Below are 22,359 nucleotides of genomic sequence, written 5' to 3'. Positions count from 1 at the left end.
CCGGATCACTCGGCGGTCAGCTTGGCACGCGCCACGACGCTCTTCCACTTGGCGATCTCGGCCTTGACGAGCGCGCCCAGCTCGGCCGGCGTGCTGGTCTGCACGTCGGCGCCGTGCTCCTCGATGCGCCGCTCGATGTCCTTGTCGGCCAGCACCTGGTTCAGCGCCTTGTTGAGCTGCTCGATGATGGGCTTCGGCGTCTTGGCCGGTGCGAAGATGCCGTACCACTGCTCGACCTCGACGCCGTCGACGCCGGCCTCCTTCATCGTCGGCACGTTCGGCAGCAGCGCCGAGCGCTTGGCGCCGGCGACGGCCAGCGGCTTGAGCCGGCCGCTCTTCACGTACGGCAACGCGGTGAAGAGGCTCGGGAACATCAGCTGCGTCTGCCCGCCGATGGTGTCGCTGACCGCGGGCGCCGAGCCCTTGTACGGCACACCCGTCATCGAGACGCCGGCGCTGAGCTTGAAGAGCTCGGCCGCGTAGTGCGGCGCGGTGCCGTTGCCGGCCGACGCGTAGGCGAACTTGTCGGGCTTGGCCTTGAGCTGGGCGACGAGATCCCTCACGTCCTTGATCGGCACGCCCGGATTCGTCACCAGCAGCGTCGGCGAGGTCGCCACCAGGCCGATCGGCTCGAAGTCGGCGACGGCGTCGTAGCGCAGCTTCTGCAGCGCCGGGTTCATCGCGTGCGTCGCGATGTAGCCGAGCATCAGCGTGTGGCCGTCCGGCTGCGCCCGGGCGACGAACTCGCTCGCGATCGACCCGTTCGCGCCGGCGCGGTTGTCGATGATGATGGTCTGACCAAGCAGCGGCCCGAGCTTCTGCGCGATCGTCCGGGCCATCGCGTCGTTGGCGCCGCCCGCGGCCGTCGGCACCACCAGCGTGATCACCTTGGTGGGATAGGCGTGAGCGAGCGGCGCGGCCGCGAGGGTGGTGGCGGTCAAGGCCGCGGCGATGAGGGCCTGCACGGGCTTCATGGGCTTGTCTCCTGAGACGGGGTTGGAAAAGACGTACTCGGGGATGTGCAGGTCGCCCTGCATGATCTTGCGCGCCGTGCGGACCAGCGCCGCACGCTCGATGCGCACCTCGTCGTCGCTGCCGGCGACGCTCACGTCGACCTCGATGCGGCCTTGCGGGTGCAGCACCGCGATGCGGCGCTCGCCGCTCGCGCAGCGCGCGTCGCTTGCGACGGTTCCGGGCAGCGCGTACGCGGTCGCGACACCGATCGCGCCGGTGACGGCGTGCGACGCATGGCAGCGGCGCGGCGTGAAGTAGCGCGAGGTGATGCTGTCGGGGCCGTCGCCGTCGCTCGCGATCACCGGCTTCGGGATCACGCTCTCCGAGACGTCGCCGAGGCCCATCGCGAGCCCGGCGGGGCGGCGCAGCGCCTCGACGCGCTCCATCAGCGCGCGGTTCGCGTCGAGGTCCGACGGCAGCTCGCGCCCCGTGAGGCCGAGGTCGCGCGCCCGCACGATCACCAGCGGCATCGCGGCGTCGATGCAGCTCACCTCGATGCCGTCGATCACGTCGATGCGGCGACCGGTGGGAAAGAGGGCGCCGGTCACCGAGCCCCAGGCATCGAGGAAGTCGAGGCGGATCGGCGCGGCGGTGCCGGCGACGCCGTCGATCCCGGTCTGCCCGTCGTACGTCACGCGGCGACCCGGCGTCAGCACCGTCACGTCGATGCGCGAGCGCGTGTTGACGTTGAAGACCCGCACCGTGGTCTGGCCGTCCTTCGCGGCGACGAGGCCCTGCTCGATCGCGAACGGCGCGACCCCGGACAGCATGTTCCCGCAGTTCGGACGCGTGTCGACCGACTTCTGCCCTACGCCGACCTGCGCGAACAGATAGTCGACATCGCAGTCCGGCTGCGCGGACCTGGAGACGATCGCGACCTTGCTGGTGAGCGTGCTGCCGCCGCCAGTTGTTGTCGATCGGCAGTGCGCCGTCGTCGACGTAGCGCACCAGCACAGCCCAGCGGTTGAGGCTGTAGTCGATGGCCTTGGCGGTTGCTGACCCGTCGGGCACCTTCTGCCGCTGCTGGACCAACCACTGGTGCAGAGAGTCGATCATGGGTCTTGATCGTCGTTGTCGGATCGCCTGCCGTTGCTGCGGGTCGCTCGCGGCCAACTCGCGCTCGACGTCGTAGAGCGCGCCGAAGAACTTCAGCGCCTGCTCGCCGACTTGGCTGCCGTGGTTGGCCCAGAGCTCGTGGAACTTGCGCCGGGCGTGCGCCATGCACCCAACCTCCGTCACCCCGAGCTCGAAGCATGCCTTGTAGCCGCTGAAGTCGTCGGTCACGAGCTTGCCTCGCCAGCCCGGTTTCTCTGCGCTTCCCGGCAGGCCGAGGAAGCTGCGCACGTGCTGGCCACCGCGGCTGTCGGCGAAGTCGAAGACGACGGCCTTGATCGGGTTGAACGATGTGGTGCAGTAGCTCCACAGGTAGGCGCGGTGCGTCTTGCGTGGCCGGGCTTGAGCATCGCAACGGGCGTTTCGTCGGCGTGCAGCACGTCCTGGCATAGCAGTTCCCGGGTCAGTGCATCCACCAGCGGCTGCAGCTGCACGCCACACTCGCCGACCCACTGCGCGAGCGTCGAGCGAGCGATCAGGTGCCCGGCGCGCTCGAAGATCGCCTCCTGCCGATAGAGCGGCAGGTGGGTCGAGGTACTTGGCGACCAGTACCCGCGCCAGCAGCCCAGCCGTCGGCATGCCCTTGTCGATGACGTGCGGAGGCACCGGCGCCTGGACTATCGTCTCGCAGCACTTGCATACCCACTTGCCACGGATGTGGCGCTCCACGGTGAACACGCCGGGCTGGTAGTCCAGCTTCTCGGCCACGTCCTCGCCGATGCGCTGCATCGGCTCGCCGCAGCCGCAGCGGGTGTCTTCGGGCTCGTGGCGGATCTCGTGGCGTGGCAGGTTGGCAGGCAGCTTCTCGCGCTTGGGCTGCGCCTTCTCAGCCGAGGCGCCGCCGGCTGGTTGCATCGCCTCGATCTCGGCAGCCACCGCGGCGAGGTCGCTGTCCAGCGTCTCCTCGAGCAAGCTCTTCTGCTCGGCGTTGTAGGCCTCCGACTTCGCGGCGAACTTCAGCCTCTTGAGCAGCGCGTTCTCGTGAGTGAGCTTGTCGATCACGCCCTGCTTGAACGCCGCCTCGGCGCGCGACGCGCGTAGCGCCTGGCGCAGTTGCTCCGGATCGAGCGTCTCGAGGTCGTCGGCGATCACGGATCGTGATCGTGCCTGGGCTTCACATCGCCGCCATCGGCAGATGCAGCAATAGACGTGCGGCTACAGCACGGTGATCACGCCAGCCTCACCGACGCGCTGCCAAGGCAGGCCGAGCACGAGCGCATCGAACTGCGCCCGGCTCAGCGTCAGCGTGCCACCCAGATCGTTGGGCCAGACGAACTTGCCACTGTTCAGCCGCCTGGCGGCCAGCCACACGCCGATGCCGTCGTGCACGAGCACCTTCATTCGGTTAGCGCGACGGTTGGCGAACAGGTAAGCATGGTGTGGGCGCGCTGCCCGAACACCGTCACAACGCGCGCCAGCGCCGCCTCGGTGCCGGCGCGCATGTCCAGCGGCTGGACCGCCAGCCAGAGCGTCGACCCGGATCAACGCAGGATCTCGCGAAACCAGGCTGCGCATGACGGTGCAGCGGGCATTGGCCAGCGAACGCGCACGTTGATCGGACCTCGCTGCAGCTCGAGATCGACGAATTGCGGCGCCTCGCTCGCCATGCTGGGTGGTGCCACCGCCACCGGGACGAAGGCTGCGACCTCGGAGTTGCCGAGGGCCTCAGATTGCCGCCTCCACTTGTGCACGAGATTGGCGTTCACGCCGTGAGCCATCGCCACCTTCGCCACCGACGCACCGGGCGCCGCACACTGGGCCAAGACTTGGCTCTTCAGCTCCCTGCTATGGCGCCGGCGCACGACCGGCTTGGCGTCTTCGTTGGTGTCCACCTAACCTCCTTGGTGGACACCATCCTTGCCGCCGCGTCAGCCCAGTTCAAGACGGGATCGCCGGACGCTTACGCCACGGTGCCTTCGATCTGCATTGCCACGGCTGATAGAGGGCGCCGGTTAGCGGAAGCGCACGATGTGGCTGGCCATTGGAGATCATGCGCACTACGAGGTCGGCTCCGCGAGGGGAGATGGTTTCGCGATCGAGCGTGCGGGACTCCTGCGGGCCGCTGACGACGGCAATCAACAGAAACATGCGAATGGCTGCTGCCGCAACAGCGTCGAGGCAATGCCCATTGCCACCGAGCCCGCCAGCCGCAGTTCCTTAATTAGCTTCAGTACCTTTAGGCGCTCGCCCAGCACGTCCGGCGAGTCGTGCCGACCAGGCCGATGTCGGTGGCCGAGACGAATACATATTCGTTGGAGGCGTCCACTAGAGAAGCTTGCACCGCGTTGCGCCCCGGCACCTCAGCAACTGTGTGGGCCTTCCGAGGGCAGCAAGTTTCTGGTCGAGGCGCCCCCCGGCTGATGAAGTCGAGGCGAACGGGAGCGCCGGTGCCGTCGACGCCAGGAATGGCCAGGGTGCGCGCCTCAGCGCTCCTTCCCTGTCGCACAGAGAAAGTTGAGTGGATGATCTTGCAGGTGTTGGTATTGTGGATGCGCACGGTCGCTTCGCCGTCGCCGGGCGTCCGAACCAGACCCTCGTCGACCGCGAAAGGGCCTATGGCCGAAGACATATTGCCGCAGTTGCCGCTGTAGTCGACGCGCGCATCTTGAACCTGCACCCGCGCCAAGGTGTAGTCGACGTCGGCCCCGGAGCTGTGGGCGGTCCGATCACGCAGACCTTTGACAGCGACGATACCCCGCCAACCCACGCCATTGAGACCGAAGCGGTTCGCGCTCCCCACCGCCGCCAGAAAGATGGCGTCCCACTGCGCTCGTTCCAAGGGAAGGTCGCGCGCATGGAACACCAGCGCCTTGCGGGTGCCCACCGGATTAATGCTGCCGGGTAGCGCCTGCCCATGATGCTCTTCCAAGATTCGATGCGGGCCGTTGTTCGCACCCGTGCAGGCATGCCGCGACGCCGCTGACCAGCCTGCTCATGCAGGTTGATCCACCACCGGGTTGTACGTCTTGTCGAACACAAAATTGCGCCCGTACGCTCCGCGCATCACCCGAATCTGCATCCGCCCCACGCGTTCCACTTCGATGACCACCTCATCGCCAGGCAGGATCGGCCCGACGCCCGCAGGCGTGCCGGTGGCAATGATGTCACCTGGGTGCAACGTTGCCGCTGATGAGGCTAGCGCCACCATTTGCGGGATGTTGACGATTAGGTCGCGAGTTCTCGCATCCTGCCGCAGCTCACCGTTGACCCACAACCTGAGACCGATGTCGCGGGCATCGCCCACCTCGTCTACCGTGGCGATCCATGGACCTACCACGGTGAACGTGTCGAACGACTTGCGCATGACGCGCTCCTCTTGACCACGCACCGTCACGTCAATCAGGCAGCTGTAGCCAAAGACATGCTCGATGGCCTTGTCCTCAGGAATTTGACGGCCACCCTTGCCAATGATGACCCCCAACTCGCACTCATGGTCGATGCGGCGGTCTGGAAGATCCGGCAGCACAATGCAATCGGCCGGTCCGACAAGGGAGGAGTTCGCCTTCAAGAAAAACCCTTTGATATTCGCGAATCCGACTGAGGCCATCTCTGTCGCGTGGTCGTGGTAGTTGACCGGATAGGCAAGAAGCTTGTTGGGCCACTCAATGGGTGTCTGCAGCCGTACGGAAGACAAGGGCACACCGCGGTCTGCTTGGAGCCGCTCCTCGATTACAGCGCGCAGAGAATCAAAGTCCCGAATGACGCGTAGCATGCCTACGGGCGGCCATTCAGCCGGGTCGACCTTGAGGGTTTCGGTAAGGTCGACCACTTGGTCGTTTTGTACGACTCCGATGCGGCCCTCGTTGAAGCGAGCGATTTTCATCTTGGAGGTTCTCTCAAGATAGTTCGTGACCGAGAGTCCGGCCGTGGGTGCTCTTAGCGAGCCCGGCAGCGAATTGCGGGCGAGGCGGCTACGCGCCTGCCGCGATCACTCGATCTTCGCGCCGGACTGCTTAACCAATTGGGCCCACCGGTTCATGTCCTGGACCAGGAATTCCTGGAACTTCGCTGAGGGCCCCCCGGCCGGCTGTAGTCCCATGCTGGTGAGGCGGCCAGTAACGTCAGATGACTGCAACGCGGTGTTGCACGCCGCGTTGAGCCTGTCCACTACGGGCTTCGGCGTCCGCGCGGGGGCCAGAAGACCCGACCAAGTGGTGTTGGTAAAGCCCGGCACTCCCGCTTCATCCACGGTGGGCACATCAGGCATCAACGCGACCCGCTTCATGCTGTCGACTGCCAACGCTCTCATCTTTCCGCTGCGCACAAAGCTTAGGGTCGGGGAGATACCGTTGAACATCACGCTGACGCGGCCCGTCACCAAGTCCGTCGCCATGTCTTGGCTTCCCTTGTAGATGATGTGCGTCATGTCGATGCCCGCCAGGCGCTTGAACTCCTCCATGGCGACATGCTGCGAGGTGCCGATTCCGGGCGACGCATAATTCAACTTTCCGGGATTCGTCTTGGCATAGGTGATGAGCTCGCGCACCGTCTTAAAAGGGGCGTTCGGGTCTGCCAACATGACGAACGGGTGGAATGCCGCCATGCACACTGGCTGAAAATCCTTGAGTGTGTCGTAGGGCAGAGTCTTCATCAGCGAGGGGTTGGCAGTGTGGCTGCTGGAGGTGAAGAGCAACGTGTACCCATCGGCCGCGGCCGAGGCTACGTATTGTGTACCGACCACGGTGTTGCCGCCGGCCCTGTTCTCTACGATGACGGTCTGGCCCAGTGACTCGGTAAGGCTGCCGGCAAGGGTTCTAGCCACGATGTCGGTGCCGCCCGCGGCGGGGAACGGAACGACCAACTTGATGATCTTGTCAGGGTACCCCTGAGCGAAAACCGTTGCCGACCAGATGGCGAGCAGGCCGAGGATAGCGCCGCGAGAGATGCGAAGCGAAAGTTGCATGAGTGTCTCCATGAGAATCCCTACTGTGGTTGTGCTTCACGCCAAAAGCCAAGTGCCTCGTACGTGGCGCGATCCGAAATCTCCAGCAACTGAGAAGTGCCCGTGACCGAATGAGAGTGGCGCGACCACATCGGCGCGACGAAGACATCTCCCCGAGCCCACTGAAGGACCTCGCTGCTGGTTTCGCTGACAAATTCAGACTGCCCGCTGCCCTCGAGGACGGTATAGATGCGATTTTCCACGGACTGGATCCAGCCGCTCCGCCCCCCGCTGCCGCTGGTATGTAGTGTCAGCGTGATCGTCTTCATGGAAGGCGTCTCGAGGCGCCGCGAAGCCCACGCGTTGCCGGGTTTCGTCGAGGCTATCTGCTGAGCAACCTTGGCCGTTTCGATGCGGAAGGGGTGATTACTGTGCTGCTCCTTGATATCCTGTTCGAAGGCATCGCCGCGCTCGAAGAACATCGGCTGCAACCGGTGCACCAATGGCACGTCGAGAACGTCGAGCCACAGTGCCTTCTGTGTGCCGCGGTTGAAGTGGGAATGCCACGCCCAGCAGGGGGTTAGCAGGATGTCACCCCGGTTCATCGGAAGCGCGACTCCGTCAACCACCGTGAATACGTCGCCGTCGATCGCATCGATCACGACGCGCAGCGCATTGGGGGTGTGCCGATGGTTGCGCGCGTATTCGCCTCCCTTGATCATTTGATACGCCGCCATCATGGTAGGCGTGGCGAAGTAGTCATTGCCTTCCGTGGGATTGAACATCACCAGGTTGCGGCGCTCAGCCTGCTGCGGGCTAACCAACTCGCCTGCTTCGTCCAGCAGCGCCTTGCCGCGCGCGTGCGACCATAGGCGAGGCGAGAACTCCGTGCGTGGCTCAGGCCAGACGGCGGGGACCCGGCTGTGCCAGCCAGCTGTAAAGGTCTCAGCTGCGAGCCGTGGATACAGCGCCTCGAGCGCGTCAGCCGTGTTGGGATCCGTTATTGCTTCCATTTCGTTATCTCGGGCAGGTTACGCAGCGTGCGCGGCGGATTCGACTCGCGTGCTTGCCGGTTTGGTTCGACGGCCGGTGGCGACTTCCCAGAGCGAACTCAAGTCGCTCGGCAAGGCGGCTCCGCGCCAGCAAACGTGTCCATCGGGACGAACCAACACCAGTGGGCGTTCATAAAGTGCCGCGACCGACGGATTCTCGACACTAACGACCTTCAGCGGTACCCCAGCGTCCTTCGCAGCTGCCTGCAGTGGCGCCACATCGATCCCGGGGCCGCTGCACACGAGGGTGAAACCCTGGCCGTCGTACCAGTCGAGCGTAGAAATCTGGGGTGCAAGCCAGGCGTGCGGCGCCCGGCAACCCGGCCACGTGGACTGCACCACGACGCGGTAGTCATCAGGCGGCTCTGCCGAGCCATCGTGGATGATCACCGGCGACTCCACGTAGCGGTAGCCGAGATGAAGGCCCATCGAGCTGATCACTCGCGAAAAGTCCGCCACCTGCTTGCCAAGGCGCTCGCGGGTGCGCTGGCCGAGTTCGCTCTCATCCTCCACGGAGTCCGGCGTCACCTTCATCAAGGCGTCGATTCGGTCCGCGTTGTTGGCTGCAGCTACCGTATTGCGCCAGCCGATCGGCCGGCGCTCCCACTCGTAGCTTTCCAGGAGCTCGTCGCCACCCCAGCCTTGCAGCGAGGCAGTCAGCTTCCAGCCAAGGTCGAAGGCGTCACCGATGGCGGTGTTCATGCCCACGCCGCCCGTCGGGCAAAACAGGTGCGCAGAGTCGCCGCAGAGGAACACTCGGCCGTCGCGGTAACGCTCCGCGACAGATTGATGGTGATGCCAACGCATGACGCCCAGTATCTCGAAAGGAAAGTCGTGACCCATCGCGCGCCTGATCTCGGCAGGCGCATCTATCGCGTCACGGTCTTCGTTAGGGTCCAGAACGTAGTGCTGATAGTTCCATGTGTTGCCGCCGTCGATGTTGGTGAAGACACCGAAGTTGCCCGGTAGGAACATGAAGTACAGGTTGGCCCGGCCCACCGCGGCGTGTTTTAGAAAGTCAGGGCTGCGGAACAGATAGCTCACGTTGCGCCGCATGGCCCCGCGCCCCACGTACCGTATCCCTAACTGGGCACGCACCCGGCTTCCGCCGCCGTCGCAGCCCGCCAGGTAGGCGCCCCGGACGACGCGCTTTTCGCCCGAGCTAACGCAAGTGATCTCGCACCGCACGCCCTCATCGTCCTGTTCGAATGAATCGAACTGCCAGCCGTACATCAGTGTGCATTGGCCCTGCGAGGCGACCAGATCGCGCACGATCGGTTCGAGGGCGTGCTGCCCGATCTGCACCTTGAAGTACGGCGACCAAGCGGCATCGCGCAGCGAACTCGTCATTGCCTCGTGCGCCTTCAAGTACTCATCGGGCGACGGCGAGCTGTATGCCGCCAGCACATGGCCAGAGAGCCTGGTGGCGTAGATCACCTCGTAACGCTGATCAGTGGGCAACCCGGCAGCGAGGATCTGGTTGGCGATCCCGAAGCGGCGATACAGCTCCATTGAACGGGCGCCGAGCAAGGTAGCGCGGGGGTGGAGCGTCGGCTCAGTGCGTGATTCGATGAGGACCGAGCGGATTCCCCGCGAGCTGAGATCCGCAGCTAGCGCCAAGCCACCGGGACCGGCACCGATGATCACGACCTGAGTCGCGATGTCGTGCGTAGAGGACAAAGTCATAAAACCCCTAGGTTGTTGTGCGCAAGCCGTCCGGTTCTGTGTGATAGAACCGGGGTTCTATAGTGCAGTACCGTATTTTTAACGCAATCGGTCACGCTGAGACAAGGGTTAACCCGAGACAAGGACACATGAACTCTCTTTCTGACAACAAGCAGCCGCGCCACACGAGCTCAGAACCGCCAGTCGCCCGAAAGGAGCCGACAGTTGCAGCGGTGGAACGGGCACTCGACGTACTCCAATGCTTCAGTGTCTCGACGCCGACACTCACGCTGACGGAGATCTCACGTAGGACAGGGATGTACAAGAGCACTTCGCTCCGTCTCTTGGGCACGTTGCAGCGTCGCTCATTTGTGCGGCGTGGACCGGATGGGGCTTACTACCCTGGGCCGGCGGTGCTGCCGCTCGCCTCGCTGTACCAGCATCAAGCTCTGGCACGGGAGCTCATCGAGCCCGTCCTGCACCAACTCACCGCCGATACCGGCGAGAGCAGTTCGTTTAACGTCAGGGAAGGCGACGTTCGCGTATGCGCCTACAGAGTTGACTCACCCCGCAACATTCGTGATCACCTACGAGTGGGGGATGTGCGGCCGTTACTGCGCGGGGCTGCCGGAAAGGTGCTTTGCACGTTTCACGGCATTCCGTTCGACGCAAACCAGGAGGCGGCCATTCGCAAGAGTCTCTTCTGCGTCGCTCACCGGGAGATCGAAGAAGACGGCGCGGGCCTTGCGGTGCCCGTGTTCGGTCCCGGGCAACGTTGCGAAGGCGCCTTGGTCTTGTCGGGGCCGGCGGACCGCTTCGATTCGCGCCGCGTAACCGTGATGGTGCACCGTCTGCTGGTCGCTGCAGCTCGCTTGTCAGACGCGATCGGGGGAGTTAGCGACGGTCTTGACGCAGCTGCAAAAGCGCAGAGCGTGAGTTTGTCTAAGACGTGTTAACACTACTATCAAGGAGGCCGGCCGCATCGTGAGCGTTGCCGTGATAGTGGCGGTGGGCGTGAACACCGATGGCCAGCGCGAGGTGCTCGGGACAAGATCGGCGCCTCGGAGGCGGAGCCGTTCTGGACCGAGTTCCTAAGGAGCCTGAACCGGCGCGGCCTGCGCGGTGTCAAGCTCGTTATCAGCGATTCCCACGACGGCATTAAGGCGGCGGCCAGCAAAGTCCTGAAGGCGACCTGCAGCGCTGCCGGGTGCACTTCATGCGCAACGCCCTGGCGCATGCAGGCAAGACGCAGGATGGTCTCGGCCGCTTCGGTCGCACGGCGTGCCGAGACACGATGGTCGCCAAGCCGGATTGAGCAGCCGTCGACAGCATCGCTGCGATCGAATCCGACTCGACGCACACCATGGGGGTGGCGCCGGCCGACGGGAATGACTCGTCGAGCATCCGGCGCGTCGCGAAGCGTTGCGACGGAAGGATCATCGGCCTGCGGTGCAGTTCGACTATTCGAACGCGCTTGCGACCAGCAAGACCCAGGTCGATGCAGACGAAGCGGCGCAGGGCTGTGCTGTCAAAAAAGGCGTCCTCGCAGGCGGCGTCGGCAAGGTTGAACCAGTGCTGCACGAAGTACATCCGCAACATGCGCTCCAGTCCGACCGGAGGACGGCCGTTGCCTGCCTTTGGATAGTGGAACTCAATCACCGCACACAGCTCGGCCCACAGCACGATCTGCTCCTTCGTCGCAAGAAAGGTGTCGCGCTAGGTCGGTCTTCGGAACTGCTCGTTCGGAGCGCTCTCATCGGCCGCAATCGCCAGAGTCTGTTGCTTCATGCCGAGATCATGCATGCGTCGTCGCGAACACGGACTTGATCAGCGTAGCCTTAAGTTCCTGGTCGTCCACGCACGCCCAGATGAGGCCACAGCTCGCTGCGTCCGATGTCGAGCTGCAGCTGGCCCAAGCCACGCTGATTTCACGCCAAGAGTCGCTCGACCCGAAGGACGCGCATAGAGACACTGTCTGGCTCTCGCGCGAATGATGCCAAGCCCTGCCACCACCACGGCCATGCGGTCCCGCTGCCGAGCGATGCAGTTGGTAGACCTGCCGTCGCTGCCGCTGGGCGCCGAGCTGGCGGTGCTAAGGAATGAGCGGGGCCGCGGCGTTCACCGCGCGGCTAAGGAAGGTCTGCACAACGTGAACGGGCCGTGCAGATTGGGATGCCACGATGACAGTGCGGCGCCGGGGCCCGCGTTCCGGCTCGCCCCGACCGCTTGGGAACTGCTCTGGCTGCCGTGAAAGCCCGCTGCGGACTTCGCGGGCGCACTCATCCTTGCGCGGCCATCAACTGCCGACGCGCCATCCACAGGTTCCCCAGCGCGAACAGCGAAAAGATCTGCGCCGTGTTCTTCCCGAGGCGTCGGTAGCGCACCATGGTGAAGCCTAACTGCCGCTTGAGCACGCGGAACGGGTGCTCGACCTCGGCCCGGATGCCCGCTTTCATCTTCTCGACCCGATCGGCCACGAAGTTGGGCGCGATGAACCGGTTGCGTTCGCCAGCCCTCGGCGGTGGGAACGTAGGTGATATCGGCAACCCAGGCCGCGTCCGGTCTCCAGCCATCGAAGCGACGCTCGAGCATGTTGGGGGCCACCGGATGCGCGTGATCCGAGTCGGTCGTCACCCGGTACGGACGCCGGTACACGCAGCGCAGCCCCTGGCGCTGCAGGCTGCGGCGGATCCGTTCGTGTCCGGCGCAAACACCGCGTGCTTGCAGGGCACGCTGGATGCGTGGCCGACCGTACGTGCGGCTGCTTTCGCCATGCACGGCGGCGACCTGCGCGTCGAGCTCCGCGTTCGCGAGCGCTCGAGCGCTCGGCGGGCGTACCTTCCACTGCAGATAGCCGCTGCGAGACACGCCGAGCAAGCGGCACAGCCGCGCCACCGGGTAAGAGTCGCCGTGCTCTTCGATCCAGGCGTACTTCACCGCGACTCCCTCGCGAAGTACGCCGCTGCTTTTCGACGAATCTCGTTGTCGAGCTTCTGGCTCGCGAGCTCGCGTCAAAGGCGTGCGCTTTCCGCCTCCAGTTTCACTGGCCGGCCGCTTAACCTGGCTCGCCACGAGCGGGGTTCGGCTGATGGTCACTTCTGCCCCAGCAGGCTGTGCGAGCGTTCGCCGTCGCCGGGCCCAGTTGCCTAACGTTGCCTTGGGAACGCCCAGCCGAGCGGCCGCCGCGCTGATGTCGACGGAGTCAGCCAGCCGTACCGCCTCGACCTGGAACACCTGGTCGTACTGCCGACGCCCCCGCCTGTCCGTCACGTCTGCCATCTTCGTCCTCCGTCAGCCTAAGTTATCGCACTCGGCTGTACGTGGAACCGAGGCAAGGTCATACAGGTCGAGCGCCAGCGAGGCCTCGCCGCGCGCCAGGTGGAACAGCGCCATGTGCCACCAGTAGTGGGTGGCCACCACGGTCTACCCGCTCCAGTGCGTCTCGTGCTCATGCATCCAGCGCAAGCCGGCTTCCGGCCGGTCGGTCATCCCGAACACATGCACCATCGCGTGGTGAGCGCGCGCATCGTCCGGGTCGAGCGCGTCCGCGGTCAGCGCAGCCTCCTCGGCGCGCTCATCCTCGCCGCATTCGACAAGGCTGAACGCGTGCATCGCGCGCAGGCTCGGATATCGCGCCGCCTCGCGGTTCCATGCTGGGAGCACGCTCTCGACACGCGCGCATCCGATTCCCCTTCACCGCCCAGGTAGTCGATGCCACACGCCATGGCGAGCGCGAGCAGGCCGCGCGGTATCTATTGCAGCGCCCGCTCCGAACAGCGCCGCCCCACCTTTGTGGTCGTCAATCAGCACGCAGCCAACGGCACCGATGTGCAACCGCTCGTGATCGCTCGCCGGTAGCGCGGCCGCTTTCGTCAGCACGGCGCGCGCAGCGCGCAAGCGGCGTGGATCTTCTTCGTCGGACGACGAGCGCGCGGTGCAGGGTTAGCGATCGGCGCCCAACGCCGATCACCTTGAACGCGGATGATCGGGGCCACCTGCCAGGCTCATGGACCTTCAGCACCGATGAAGCCGCGCCTGGTGGCTCTAGCCACTGCACCAACAGGCACTATCTGCTGCGCAGGGGACGGACTGCACGTCTGCGACAGCGAAGAAAGTCGTCTGGTGGAGGCTCGTTCACTCGGATCATGCGACAGCACTCGGAGAAATTGGCCTGACAGCTCAGCTCGCTGAGACAGCCCGCCCGCGCCGCGCTGCCAAGGCCGTCATGCCCCCAACACCATGCGTCACCATCACGAACTCGGCGCCCTCTCTACCTTGCGACCAGATCCATGCCTTGCTGCAGACGGCTGCCCGGCGGGGGCAGCGAGTCTTCCGGGCGATAGGCGCGCCGGCCGGCAGGAAAGGATGAACCAACTGCGGCGCTGGCTTTGGGGCCGCTAAGTCCTGCTCCCTTCGCTCATCGTCAGCTCCGAATCCGCTTTCGATCACTGCATCGCCGTAGCGGTCGATCCATTCACCCATGTCGATCAAGGCCATGACTCCGCCAATCAGATCTGTGGTGCAAGCATTCTGGAGTGAATAAGTCACTTGATTTCAGCTGTGATAGCGCGTGAGGCTATCTCCTACAGCAAGAATGCCTTGCTTCCGTCAAGAAGCTGGCCACGGTCGTATCCCGTGCCTCGTTAGAAGCATGTCATACGCAGCGGCGGCCTCGTAGAGCACGATCGCGCAACGGGCGCGGCTGTCGCCGTGGCGCGGGCCGACCAGAACATGGGTTGGAAGTGCGGCAGTCGCACGATACCGACCTGCACTGGCGCGCTCGGAATAGCGGCAAGGAAGGCAACGAGGAGTAGTGGGACGCCGAAATCACGAGCCGAGTCCCCGACAAGCATGTCGCCTGGCGAATCACGAGTCCCCCGAACTCGGGGGCGGTAACGATCGAGCGAGGGCACCTCAAGGTCTACCTCGTTCGACGGATCCGTCCTGCACCGGGCTACGCGCGCGCTCTGCTGCAGGAGGCACCGGTGTGGGCGCGTCGTGCTCCCCGGTCGACCAGGCCGGTGCGTCCTGCAAGAACGATTTGATCGATGCAGCCACACTGAGGTTACGCGGCTCTCTCGTCTGCACCAGCGCCCGCCCGATCTGCATCCAAGCCCTTAGCGCCTCAGCACGCGTGTCCTTGGCCGGACCCCTCGACTTCGACGCTGCTTTGTGCGTTCGCAGGCGTCCGTCCTCGCCCGCTTTGACACGCCAGATCGGCTCATAGTTCCGGCTGTGCCCTCGCGTCGCCTGTCGCGTCGCCTCCGCATCGATGCCTCGCTCCCGAAGCTTTTCGGCAAAGGTCTCGCGCCAGCGGTGCAGGTCGGCCTTGCGCGGGTTCAGGCGCTTGCCGTGCTTGGACTCGGCGCGCACGCTGATGTGGACGTGCGGGTTGGCTTGGTGGTCGTGGAGCACCATCACGTACTTGTGGTCGGCCAGTTCCACACGTGCGAACTCGCGCGCCGCCCACTGCACGCTAAGCGGGTCGGTCCCGCCAGGCATCGACAGCATGATGTTGTAGGCCTCGCGTCGCTCAGCAACGTCGGGGATGTACGAGCCGCCAAAGCGCCAGTCGTCGCCGATCTCGCGCAGGGCGCCCTTCCCCCGCATCTCCTCGCCCCGCTCGTCCTCCATCTCCAAGCGCCCGTTCTTGCTGATGTAGCGCACGTGCGCGGCGATGGCCCGCATGCCGCGCCCTCCTCCGGTGACCTTGACCATCACCTGAGGCGCGCGTCGGAGAGCGGTTGCTTCGATACGCTGGCGGATCGCCGCAGCGCCCTGGCGGGGGTCCCCTTTGAGACGCGGCTCCTGGCGTGTGCGGACCGTCCTGTTCCCGCGAAAGAAGAGCCGGTCACCCCACTGGACGAGAACACCGTCGATGTTGGGCGGCTGGGCCATGAGATCTCCTTCAGGTCAGTTTGTGGCTCGCGGCTGTGCCGCGCGGTTGCTCAGCAGGGGATCCAACTCGGCAAGCGCGGCTGACGCGAGCACCAGATGGCGTCGAACCTCCGCAAGCAGTCCCTCGAGTAGTGCGCTGTACTGCTGTAGCGACGGTACGCTGTCGCGCCGGAACAAGGCGCTGAATTGGCTAGCGCTCCGGCCGAGCGTGGCGAGCTCGGCCGTGGAAGCCATCAAAGCGGCACGTTGCTCGCTGCGGTTTGTTGCGGCGCCCGCTGCAGGCACTTCAGCGATAAGCGTTGCCACGTACTCACCAGCCGGCACCCCTGCCCACCTGGCGCGCGCCCGCAGGAGCGCTGCTTCTTCGCAACTCATGCGAAGGGACACCCGCGCGCGAGCGCCGCCAGCGCGACCCTCAAGCAGCGCGAGCACCGCGGCGTCGCCCACCTCTCCGCGCCCCAAGGCAGTCGCGATCACCTGGCGAACGACCTCTGATGGCGACTGACCTTCGGCCTTGGCGCGCTCCAGAAGCGCGGCCCTGAGCCCACGAAGATCGACCGTGATCCGGTCTCGTGACGAGGGTTCCATACCGAGTCTCCCGACATGCGTGAGCGTGTCCGACAACCGGCGCCACTAGCGCCTATCCTGCACTCACCTCTGAATGAATCTTCAGCCCAAGTCGGCTTCGTAGATCGCCAGATTCCACTCGGATTTCAGCAGTCTGTGCGGGCGCCGGTCCTCGTGTAATCAGCGCATGCGGACCAGAAGCGGACCATATCCGGACCACATCCGGACCACCTGGACCGCATCCGGACCGCATCCGGACCGCATCCGGACCGCATCCGGACCGTAAGCGGTCCAGATGTGGACCACAAGCGGACCAGAAGCGGACCACATCCGGATCGCGGCAAGCCATGAACGAGCCCACAGACCTTCCCCCATCCACGCACTCGCTGTCGGCTGACATCACGCCGAAGCTGCCGCCGGGGCGCGCCAATCGAAAGACGCTCGCGTTCACCGCCGAGATCCATCGGCTGCGGGCAGCCGGGTATAGCTTCGAGGCGATTCGCCTGGCCTTTCTTGGAGCGGGGTTCGAGGTAAGCCGGACCACCCTCAAGCGCGAAGCAGCGCGGACGTCACCTGGCGCCCCGGCGCAGAGAGAGCATGCATTGGCGTCGCGCTCCTCGTCCCCTGCGACGAGGGCCGCTCCCGTTCTCGTGGCAGATCAACCGCTCTCTCCCACCTCCTACCTCAGCGACCCGCGCAGTGGAAAGGAGATCGCCGAAGCATTCATGAAGAGGCACATCGGCAATCCCCTGCTTGAAGGAAAGGACACCCGATGAAGATTGCAGTCATCAGCTTCTCCGGCAATGTCGGCAAGACCACCATCGCACGCCACCTCCTCCTCCCGAGGTTGCGCGGGGCCAAGCTCGTCTCCATTGAAAGCATCAACGCCGACGACGACGAGGACCACGTGATTCGGGGACGCCAGTTCGCGGAGCTGCAGGAGTTCCTGCAGGTGGCGGCGGACGTCGTGGTCGACGTGGGCGCCAGCAACGTCGAAGACCTGCTGGCGCTGATGCGTCGCTATCGCGGAAGCCATCAGGACTTCGACGTCTTCATCGTTCCCACCGTGGCCGCGCGCAAGCAGCAGCAAGACACCATTGCCACACTCGCGGAGCTGGCGCGCCTGGGGGTTCCCGCCGGCAAGGTTCAGATCGTCTTCAACATGGTCGAGGACCCCGCTGAGATCGAGCGCACCTTCAAGCCCGTGCTGTCCTTTGTCGAGGCGCGACCGGTGGCAGAGGCACGCCTCAACTGCTGGCTCGGCATCAACGAGATCTACGCTCGCGTCGCTGGGTCCAGCAGTGATCTCTCGGCAATGGCCGCCGACCCGACGGACTACAAGGCGCAGATCGCCGCCTCGGCAGACAGCACCGAGCGGCTAGCCCTGGCGCAGCGCCTCGCGACGCGCCGCCTCGCTGTCGGAGTTCTGCCTGAGCTCGATGCGTGCTTCGCCGCGCTTGGGCTCGAACAGGATCAGGGCGCCCCTTCTACGAAGCAGACCCAGGCGCAGGCGACGCCATGAACCATCCGGCGACCCTGCGCGAAGCACTGCTCGCCGACCTTGTTGGTGATGTGGCGCGCTTGCTTGACCGCGTCGAGGCGCTGCGACCGGCGCTCACCGAGTCCACCGACAACATGACCGCGGCGCAGGCGTCCCTCCTCGCACAACTTGCCGCCTTCGACAGCCACATCATCGCGCTCGCCGAGAAGGCCAAGATCCAGACCGTGAAGTACATCCTGGCGCGCACCGACGAAGCCGCAAAGCGCACAGCCGAAGTCCAGGTGCAAGCGATGAATGCTGCCGCGAAGGAGCTGTTCCTTTCTGAGCTCGAGCCGGCCTTGCGACAGGCAGCCGCTCCGCTGCTGCGGCTGGAGCAACAAGCGGCCCGACCGTGGATACGCTGGCTGACGCACGCGGCCACGGCGGCGGCAGCCTCTGCCAGCACGTGGGCGCTCGTCGCGCATGCGTGCCGAACCGGCGGAGCCGGGACCTGAATCGCGCGCTGTGGTGCCATCAAGGGGACCCGTATCCCCGGTAACTCGAGCCGATGTTGGCTCGGACGAGCGCCGCGCCGAGCACCCGAATGACAGCAGCCAGGCCCCGCAGCCTCGATGGCTGCGCGCCTGGCCGGGCGAGCCGGCAGCGCCGGCGAGCGGCGGTTGTATTTCGGGGGTGCCGCACTCAAGTCGCAGTCCGGCACCCCACTTGATCAGCCTTTGAGCTTGCGCATTTCCTCAGCCAGCACCCACAGCGCCCGGTTCAGGTTCACGCTGCGATCGATGCTGCCAACTGCGCGCGTCTGCAGCCGTCGTCCTGCGGCGCTCCGCCCTGTCTGCCCGCCTCGCATCGTGTTTTCCTGCGTGCGCTGGAACACCGACCATACGCTGTGGCCCACGTCCTCGGGCCGCCGTGCTTCGAGCAACTGGTCGGGCGTCACCGGCGCGGGCGGCTGTCCTTCGCTCCGCTCACCGAATCGCAGCGTCAGCGCCGCGGCGGCATAAGCGCGCTCTTCCTCGGAGCTCAGCTCGAGCGCCTTCATGCCCTCGATCGAGGCGTCCACCGCCTCGAAGTCGTTGAGCACACGGAATGCGCCCTCGATGACGTCGTGCTGGATGTTCCCCTTGTGCGGAATTCGGATGTCGTTCGTAACGCTGCCGACCACCAGCCCGTTGCAGCACACGAAGCGGAACGCGCCAGCCAGCATCTGGTACGCACTCGCGCCGTCATGGCTGTTGATGAGGATCACCTCGTTCGCCTCCGGCCGGCTGCTGACCTGCCCGGCGTGGCGCATCCGGATCAGGTGCTTGGTGAACTCAGTCTTGCCCTCGACCCGGCTCTTACTCTGCGCAACCATGAAGGGCTCGAAGCCCTCCTTGCGCAGGCCCCGCAGCACGTCTATTGTCGGGATGTACGTGTAGCGCTCGGACCGGCTCGAGTGCTTACCCTCAGCGAAGATCGACGGTGCGGCACGCCGCATGGTGTCTTCGGGAAGCGGCTGCTCGCTCCGCACGACGTGGGTGCTGCGAGCGAAGCGTGTCGCGAGCGTGGGTGTGGTGTTCATGAAAGGCTCCTTGATGAGCGGGCGAGACCCCTCGCCCGCTTTGGCGGTTAGAAGGGGATGTCGTCGTCGCCGGCGGGCGTACCCTGCCCGGTTGGCGTCTGGGGGGCCGCCTTGGCCTGCCGGGCGCGCCGCGCCTCTGCCTCGGCCTTGCTGTCGAGATAGTCGATCTCCTCGCAGGTAAAGCCGTAGCCGTAGACGGTGATCCCGCTGGCGTCGGTGTAGTTGTTGTTGCGCAGGCGCCCGACGACGTTCACGCGCGAGCCCTTGCCGAGGTACTCGGCCGCGTTCTCGGCCTGCTTGCCCCAGAGCGTCCACGGGATGGCGGTTGCCTCCTCGGGCTCGTTGCCGCGCCGCACGTTGCTGATCACGGTCACGGTGCCCCGGGCCACGAGGCCCTCGCGGCCATTGACCTGCTCGAGCCGGATGGCCGAAGCCAGGCGGGCGTTTCTCTGTTCGACTCTGACGAATGCCATGCTGATCTCCTCGAACGAAGGCGGCGCGAGCCAGACCCGGTGCCCGACTCTTCAAACGATCCACCTTCGCTTGGAAACCTCTCGTTCCCGCCCACGGGCGGGCGGAGGGTGGGCACGGCCCCGTCCCTCACGGGAAGGGGTGGGGGATGGGTGGGGTTAAGAAGCAGCCGAAGCGATGAGCCGGCTACCCGGGCCACCGCATTGAAGATCCCCCACCAGTCCCCCTCACAACGGGACGGGGGCGCAGCTGGGGAAGCGCGGTGGGTCAGCCCGGCGCGAACGGCTGGAACAACACAGAGGGCCCGCAGCAGGAGCGGACGCTGTGACAGGTCCCCTGGCGCAGAGCGGCCGCGCGCAGGAGCCCGCCCATGATCCCGAGCGCCGGCGACTCTGCGGCCGACGTGACACCAAGCGAGAGCGACTGGCGCGGCGGACGAGCCGGCGCGAGCACTTCAAGAAGGCGGCCCGGCTGCGGGCGTGGCGGGTGCCGGAGGTGACGATCTGGCCGGCGCGGGAGGAAGCAATGCGCAGCGTTGCGCGCGACGCGCTGGCCCGGTCGTCAAGCGGGCGTCGGTCGTGTACCCGCGACGGACACCAAGCCCGCGATCCTCCGGCACGGGAAGGGCCGCCTTGAATTCATACCGCCTCGGAAAACGCGACCGGCGGACCAGTACCGGTGGCATATGGTCGGCGAACGAACTCGCTCGGTATGGAGGTCGTGTGGTCGTGTGGCGAGTCGCCCTGCTCCGTCAGCGCGGCGAGGTCGCGATGCCTGCGGACCGGGATTGCACGATCAGGCTGGCCTCAGCGGAACACGCGCCATCGTGGACGCGGGCCGGCACGACGCTGGAAGCTCGTATGCGCGAGGCGCGGCCCGGTTAGGTGATAAACATCGCGAGGCCGAACGCAATGGCGCGGCAAGAGCACGCTCGGCCGGAACCGCGCAGAGGACGCAGAACGCTTACTGGTAGTCGTCTTCCCGCTGATGCCGCACCGCGAGAATCAGGACGCTCGAAGCGCTGTCGATTTCGTATAAGACGACGTAACCCGCCGCAGCGGACGGGACGATGAGCTCACGCCGCGTGGAACTCCGGCCATGACCCGCCTTGCGGTAGCTCCAGGGCGAACGGCCCAGGTGCGACAGGATGCTCTCTCTCAGGCGGTCAATCACATCCTGCGCGTGTTCGAGGTTCTCAAGGGAATTCGCGCGTGCCAGCAGAAACTCGAACAGACGCAGCAGATCGGCTTCCGCGGAGGCGGTGAACCTCACCGCGTACGTCATTTCTTTCGCAACTGCTCACGTCGAGCGTCCAGGCGACTCTGGAGTTTCTCGAAAACCTGCTCCCCTGGGATCGCGGCGGCCCCGTCGCGGAACGCTTGCCAAGCCACCTCGACTCGCGAATGGAACGCAAGGTCCACGCGGCGACGTTCCACCGCCGCGCGAACCGCATCCTCGACGAACTCGCTGAGCGTCTCGTCCGCCTTCAGGACGGACTCGAGCTCCGCCCGGAGTTCGGGCTCCACTCGAACCTGCGGGATCAAGGCAGTCTTCATCCGGGCAGTGTAACGCAAGTGCGTTGCACGCAGCAACGAGTTCGCAGCGCATCCGTCTCACGCCATTTATTGCCGCAGAGGACCGCGCCGGTTACAAGGGTGCGCTGAGACGGCGACGGCGGGCCCCCAAGCTCAGGTGTTCTAAGTGCCCTGCCCGGGCGTGGCACCGATGCGAGTCGATCCTCTGCCCAAGCGCCGCGTTGCAACGGGGGCGGTCCGTCACGGGGGTCAGCCAACCTCACGCTCTCGGCGGGCTTGCCGTCACTCAGGTGATGCGCGGCAGCGCCTGGGTGGCGCATTCCCGAGCCTGCGCTTCGGTATGCAGGAAGCCGCATCGTTAAGACCCCTTGTCGCACTTGATGTGTTCGGCGGCCGCGAGGCGTGCCCGCCGTTCATTCCCGTGGTGACCGGGCGTGATATCTGCGGCTACCGATCTGCTCAGCGCCTCTCGCATCGGAGCTGGTGCCGGCAGAAGTTCCTCACCCAGACCCACGCGGCGTCACTGCACGTCGCTGGATCGTCGCTCATGCCTGGAGAGCGCCATGAACTCTTCAAGCGCGAGGTGCATGTTGCGCATGGCACTCAGGAACGTGCTCAGCCGCAGCTGATACGCAGTGTCGTCGTCGATGAATGCGGCGGCGTCGAGCAGCCGGTTGCGTTCGCAGCGCCATCGAAGGTATGGCTCCTCGAGCGCTGCGCGGCGGTCTTTGATGGTCATGGCAGGGCGTCGCAAAGCAGGACGCGCTTGGCTGGCATCAGCCGTGCCTAAACGCATTTAGGGGCCCTGCCGCGCCTCCAAGTACCGCTGGATCTCGTCGTCGACGCGCTGGCGGCGCGCCCGCGCTTGCTCCCAAGCCGCCAGTGCCTGCGCGGACACATGGCCAGAGGTCTCGACTGCTTGGAGGACCACTGTGAAGGTCGCAGCGCAGTCGCGGCGCGCTTGCTCCAACCCACGCCTAAGGAAGGTCTGCAGAACACGTTCCGCAGCAAGGAGTGAGTGGAACTAGTGCCATCGAACGGTTTGGGGTCCGCGAGAGCCGGCTTCGGACTGCGCAAGGGCCTTCGGCAGGCCGACTCGC

21 protein-coding genes and 7 pseudogenes are annotated in these 22,359 nt (G+C 65.5%); 6 read left to right on the top strand and 22 right to left on the bottom strand.

Annotated elements, in window-relative coordinates:
- Positions 1 to 5: 5 nt before the first annotated feature.
- The 9 genes and pseudogenes from HQN59_RS26885 to HQN59_RS20185 form a co-directional block, all read right to left on the bottom strand.
- Positions 6 to 1,886 carry a tripartite tricarboxylate transporter substrate-binding protein gene (locus HQN59_RS26885; protein ID WP_342451267.1) on the bottom strand — a complete coding sequence of 627 codons (1,881 nt, stop codon included), beginning with the start codon at positions 1,884 to 1,886 and terminating at the stop codon, positions 6 to 8.
- A pseudogene (gene tnpC / locus HQN59_RS20220) lies at positions 1,813 to 3,219 on the bottom strand (IS66 family transposase); the annotation flags it as partial. The pseudogene tnpC and the gene HQN59_RS26885, both read right to left, overlap by 74 nt.
- Before the next feature lie 63 nt (positions 3,220 to 3,282).
- Positions 3,283 to 3,642 (bottom strand): IS66 family insertion sequence element accessory protein TnpB, encoded by a 360-nt coding sequence (gene tnpB / locus HQN59_RS26600; protein ID WP_259372759.1) that lies wholly within the window; start codon positions 3,640 to 3,642, stop codon positions 3,283 to 3,285.
- Complete coding sequence (tnpA, locus tag HQN59_RS20210) at positions 3,609 to 3,959, bottom strand: IS66-like element accessory protein TnpA (RefSeq protein ID WP_176070935.1); 351 nt, start codon at positions 3,957 to 3,959, stop codon at positions 3,609 to 3,611. The genes tnpB and tnpA overlap by 34 nt, the downstream gene beginning before the upstream one ends.
- Positions 3,960 to 4,303: 344 nt before the next feature.
- Entirely contained in the window at positions 4,304 to 4,996 is a 693-nt protein-coding gene (locus HQN59_RS20205) for a PrpF domain-containing protein (protein ID WP_176070934.1), read from the bottom strand.
- 63 nt (positions 4,997 to 5,059) lie between these two features.
- Positions 5,060 to 5,950 carry a fumarylacetoacetate hydrolase family protein gene (locus HQN59_RS20200; RefSeq protein WP_176070933.1) on the bottom strand — a complete coding sequence of 297 codons (891 nt, stop codon included), beginning with the start codon at positions 5,948 to 5,950 and terminating at the stop codon, positions 5,060 to 5,062.
- 105 nt (positions 5,951 to 6,055) lie between these two features.
- Positions 6,056 to 7,030 carry a tripartite tricarboxylate transporter substrate binding protein gene (locus tag HQN59_RS20195; protein WP_176070932.1) on the bottom strand — a complete coding sequence of 325 codons (975 nt, stop codon included), beginning with the start codon at positions 7,028 to 7,030 and terminating at the stop codon, positions 6,056 to 6,058.
- Positions 7,031 to 7,050: 20 nt separating this feature from the next.
- On the bottom strand, positions 7,051 to 8,022 hold the full coding sequence (locus HQN59_RS20190; RefSeq protein WP_176070931.1) for a cupin domain-containing protein: 972 nt from the start codon (positions 8,020 to 8,022) through the stop codon (positions 7,051 to 7,053).
- Between the two features lie 18 nt (positions 8,023 to 8,040).
- Entirely contained in the window at positions 8,041 to 9,747 is a 1,707-nt protein-coding gene (locus tag HQN59_RS20185) for an FAD-dependent monooxygenase (protein ID WP_246295059.1), read from the bottom strand.
- 128 nt (positions 9,748 to 9,875) lie between these two features.
- Here HQN59_RS20185 and HQN59_RS27100 point away from each other — a divergent pair.
- The 3 genes and pseudogenes from HQN59_RS27100 to HQN59_RS26285 form a co-directional block, all read left to right on the top strand.
- Positions 9,876 to 10,094: pseudogene (locus HQN59_RS27100) on the top strand (helix-turn-helix domain-containing protein); the annotation flags it as partial.
- Between the two features lie 45 nt (positions 10,095 to 10,139).
- The gene (locus HQN59_RS20180) at positions 10,140 to 10,682 is read left to right on the top strand and encodes an IclR family transcriptional regulator (RefSeq protein WP_342451268.1); all 543 of its coding nucleotides are present in this window, start codon (positions 10,140 to 10,142) and stop codon (positions 10,680 to 10,682) included.
- A gap of 7 nt (positions 10,683 to 10,689) precedes the next feature.
- Positions 10,690 to 10,978, top strand: a pseudogene (locus HQN59_RS26285) (transposase); the annotation flags it as partial.
- Between the two features lie 47 nt (positions 10,979 to 11,025).
- On the opposite strand, the pseudogene HQN59_RS26280 reads toward HQN59_RS26285, so the two are convergent.
- The 8 genes and pseudogenes from HQN59_RS26280 to HQN59_RS20140 form a co-directional block, all read right to left on the bottom strand.
- Positions 11,026 to 11,181, bottom strand: a pseudogene (locus tag HQN59_RS26280) (LysR substrate-binding domain-containing protein); the annotation flags it as partial.
- 33 nt (positions 11,182 to 11,214) lie between these two features.
- Positions 11,215 to 11,514, bottom strand: a pseudogene (locus HQN59_RS20165) (transposase); the annotation flags it as partial.
- A gap of 491 nt (positions 11,515 to 12,005) precedes the next feature.
- Positions 12,006 to 12,194 (bottom strand): annotated as a pseudogene (locus HQN59_RS20160) (transposase); the annotation flags it as partial.
- 100 nt (positions 12,195 to 12,294) lie between these two features.
- A pseudogene (locus tag HQN59_RS20155) lies at positions 12,295 to 13,005 on the bottom strand (IS3 family transposase); the annotation flags it as partial.
- A gap of 12 nt (positions 13,006 to 13,017) precedes the next feature.
- A complete protein-coding gene (locus tag HQN59_RS26595) occupies positions 13,018 to 13,143 on the bottom strand; it encodes a hypothetical protein (protein ID WP_259372758.1) in 126 nt (41 codons plus the stop codon).
- A 6-nt stretch (positions 13,144 to 13,149) separates the two neighbouring features.
- Positions 13,150 to 13,338, bottom strand: a complete 189-nt coding sequence (locus tag HQN59_RS20150; RefSeq protein WP_176070927.1) for a hypothetical protein — start codon at positions 13,336 to 13,338, stop codon at positions 13,150 to 13,152.
- 1,302 nt (positions 13,339 to 14,640) lie between these two features.
- Positions 14,641 to 15,624, bottom strand: a complete 984-nt coding sequence (locus tag HQN59_RS20145; protein WP_246295058.1) for a relaxase/mobilization nuclease domain-containing protein — start codon at positions 15,622 to 15,624, stop codon at positions 14,641 to 14,643.
- A 15-nt stretch (positions 15,625 to 15,639) separates the two neighbouring features.
- Positions 15,640 to 16,212 carry a hypothetical protein gene (locus HQN59_RS20140; protein ID WP_176070926.1) on the bottom strand — a complete coding sequence of 191 codons (573 nt, stop codon included), beginning with the start codon at positions 16,210 to 16,212 and terminating at the stop codon, positions 15,640 to 15,642.
- Between the two features lie 326 nt (positions 16,213 to 16,538).
- On the opposite strand from HQN59_RS20140, the gene HQN59_RS20135 reads away from it, so the two are divergent.
- From HQN59_RS20135 to HQN59_RS20125, 3 genes are read left to right on the top strand one after another with little or no spacing between them, the layout of a single operon-like run.
- Positions 16,539 to 16,967: a hypothetical protein gene (locus HQN59_RS20135; RefSeq protein ID WP_176070925.1), complete on the top strand. Its 429-nt coding sequence runs from the start codon at positions 16,539 to 16,541 to the stop codon at positions 16,965 to 16,967.
- Positions 16,964 to 17,713, top strand: a complete 750-nt coding sequence (gene stbB / locus HQN59_RS20130; protein ID WP_176070924.1) for a StbB family protein — start codon at positions 16,964 to 16,966, stop codon at positions 17,711 to 17,713. Before HQN59_RS20135 ends, stbB begins: the two co-directional genes overlap by 4 nt.
- Positions 17,710 to 18,186, top strand: coding sequence for a hypothetical protein (locus tag HQN59_RS20125; RefSeq protein WP_176070923.1), 477 nt, complete (start codon positions 17,710 to 17,712; stop codon positions 18,184 to 18,186). The genes stbB and HQN59_RS20125 overlap by 4 nt, the downstream gene beginning before the upstream one ends.
- A gap of 215 nt (positions 18,187 to 18,401) precedes the next feature.
- Here HQN59_RS20125 and HQN59_RS20120 read toward each other — a convergent pair whose 3' ends face one another.
- From HQN59_RS20120 to HQN59_RS20100, 5 genes are all read right to left on the bottom strand, one after another.
- Complete coding sequence (locus tag HQN59_RS20120; RefSeq protein ID WP_176070922.1) at positions 18,402 to 19,253, bottom strand: DUF932 domain-containing protein; 852 nt, start codon at positions 19,251 to 19,253, stop codon at positions 18,402 to 18,404.
- A gap of 47 nt (positions 19,254 to 19,300) precedes the next feature.
- Complete coding sequence (locus HQN59_RS20115) at positions 19,301 to 19,726, bottom strand: single-stranded DNA-binding protein (RefSeq protein ID WP_176070921.1); 426 nt, start codon at positions 19,724 to 19,726, stop codon at positions 19,301 to 19,303.
- Between the two features lie 961 nt (positions 19,727 to 20,687).
- The gene (locus HQN59_RS20110) at positions 20,688 to 21,008 is read right to left on the bottom strand and encodes a type II toxin-antitoxin system RelE/ParE family toxin (protein WP_176070920.1); all 321 of its coding nucleotides are present in this window, start codon (positions 21,006 to 21,008) and stop codon (positions 20,688 to 20,690) included.
- Positions 21,005 to 21,280 carry a YlcI/YnfO family protein gene (locus HQN59_RS20105; RefSeq protein WP_176070919.1) on the bottom strand — a complete coding sequence of 92 codons (276 nt, stop codon included), beginning with the start codon at positions 21,278 to 21,280 and terminating at the stop codon, positions 21,005 to 21,007. The genes HQN59_RS20110 and HQN59_RS20105 overlap by 4 nt, the downstream gene beginning before the upstream one ends.
- A gap of 499 nt (positions 21,281 to 21,779) precedes the next feature.
- Complete coding sequence (locus HQN59_RS20100) at positions 21,780 to 21,998, bottom strand: hypothetical protein (protein WP_176070918.1); 219 nt, start codon at positions 21,996 to 21,998, stop codon at positions 21,780 to 21,782.
- Positions 21,999 to 22,359: the final 361 nt, after the last annotated feature.

Source organism: Rhizobacter koreensis, from assembly GCF_013366375.1.
GTDB lineage: Bacteria > Pseudomonadota > Gammaproteobacteria > Burkholderiales > Burkholderiaceae_C > Schlegelella_A > Schlegelella_A koreensis.
Note: the sequence above shows the minus strand (reverse complement) of the source record. Positions and strands in the feature narration are given on the sequence as shown.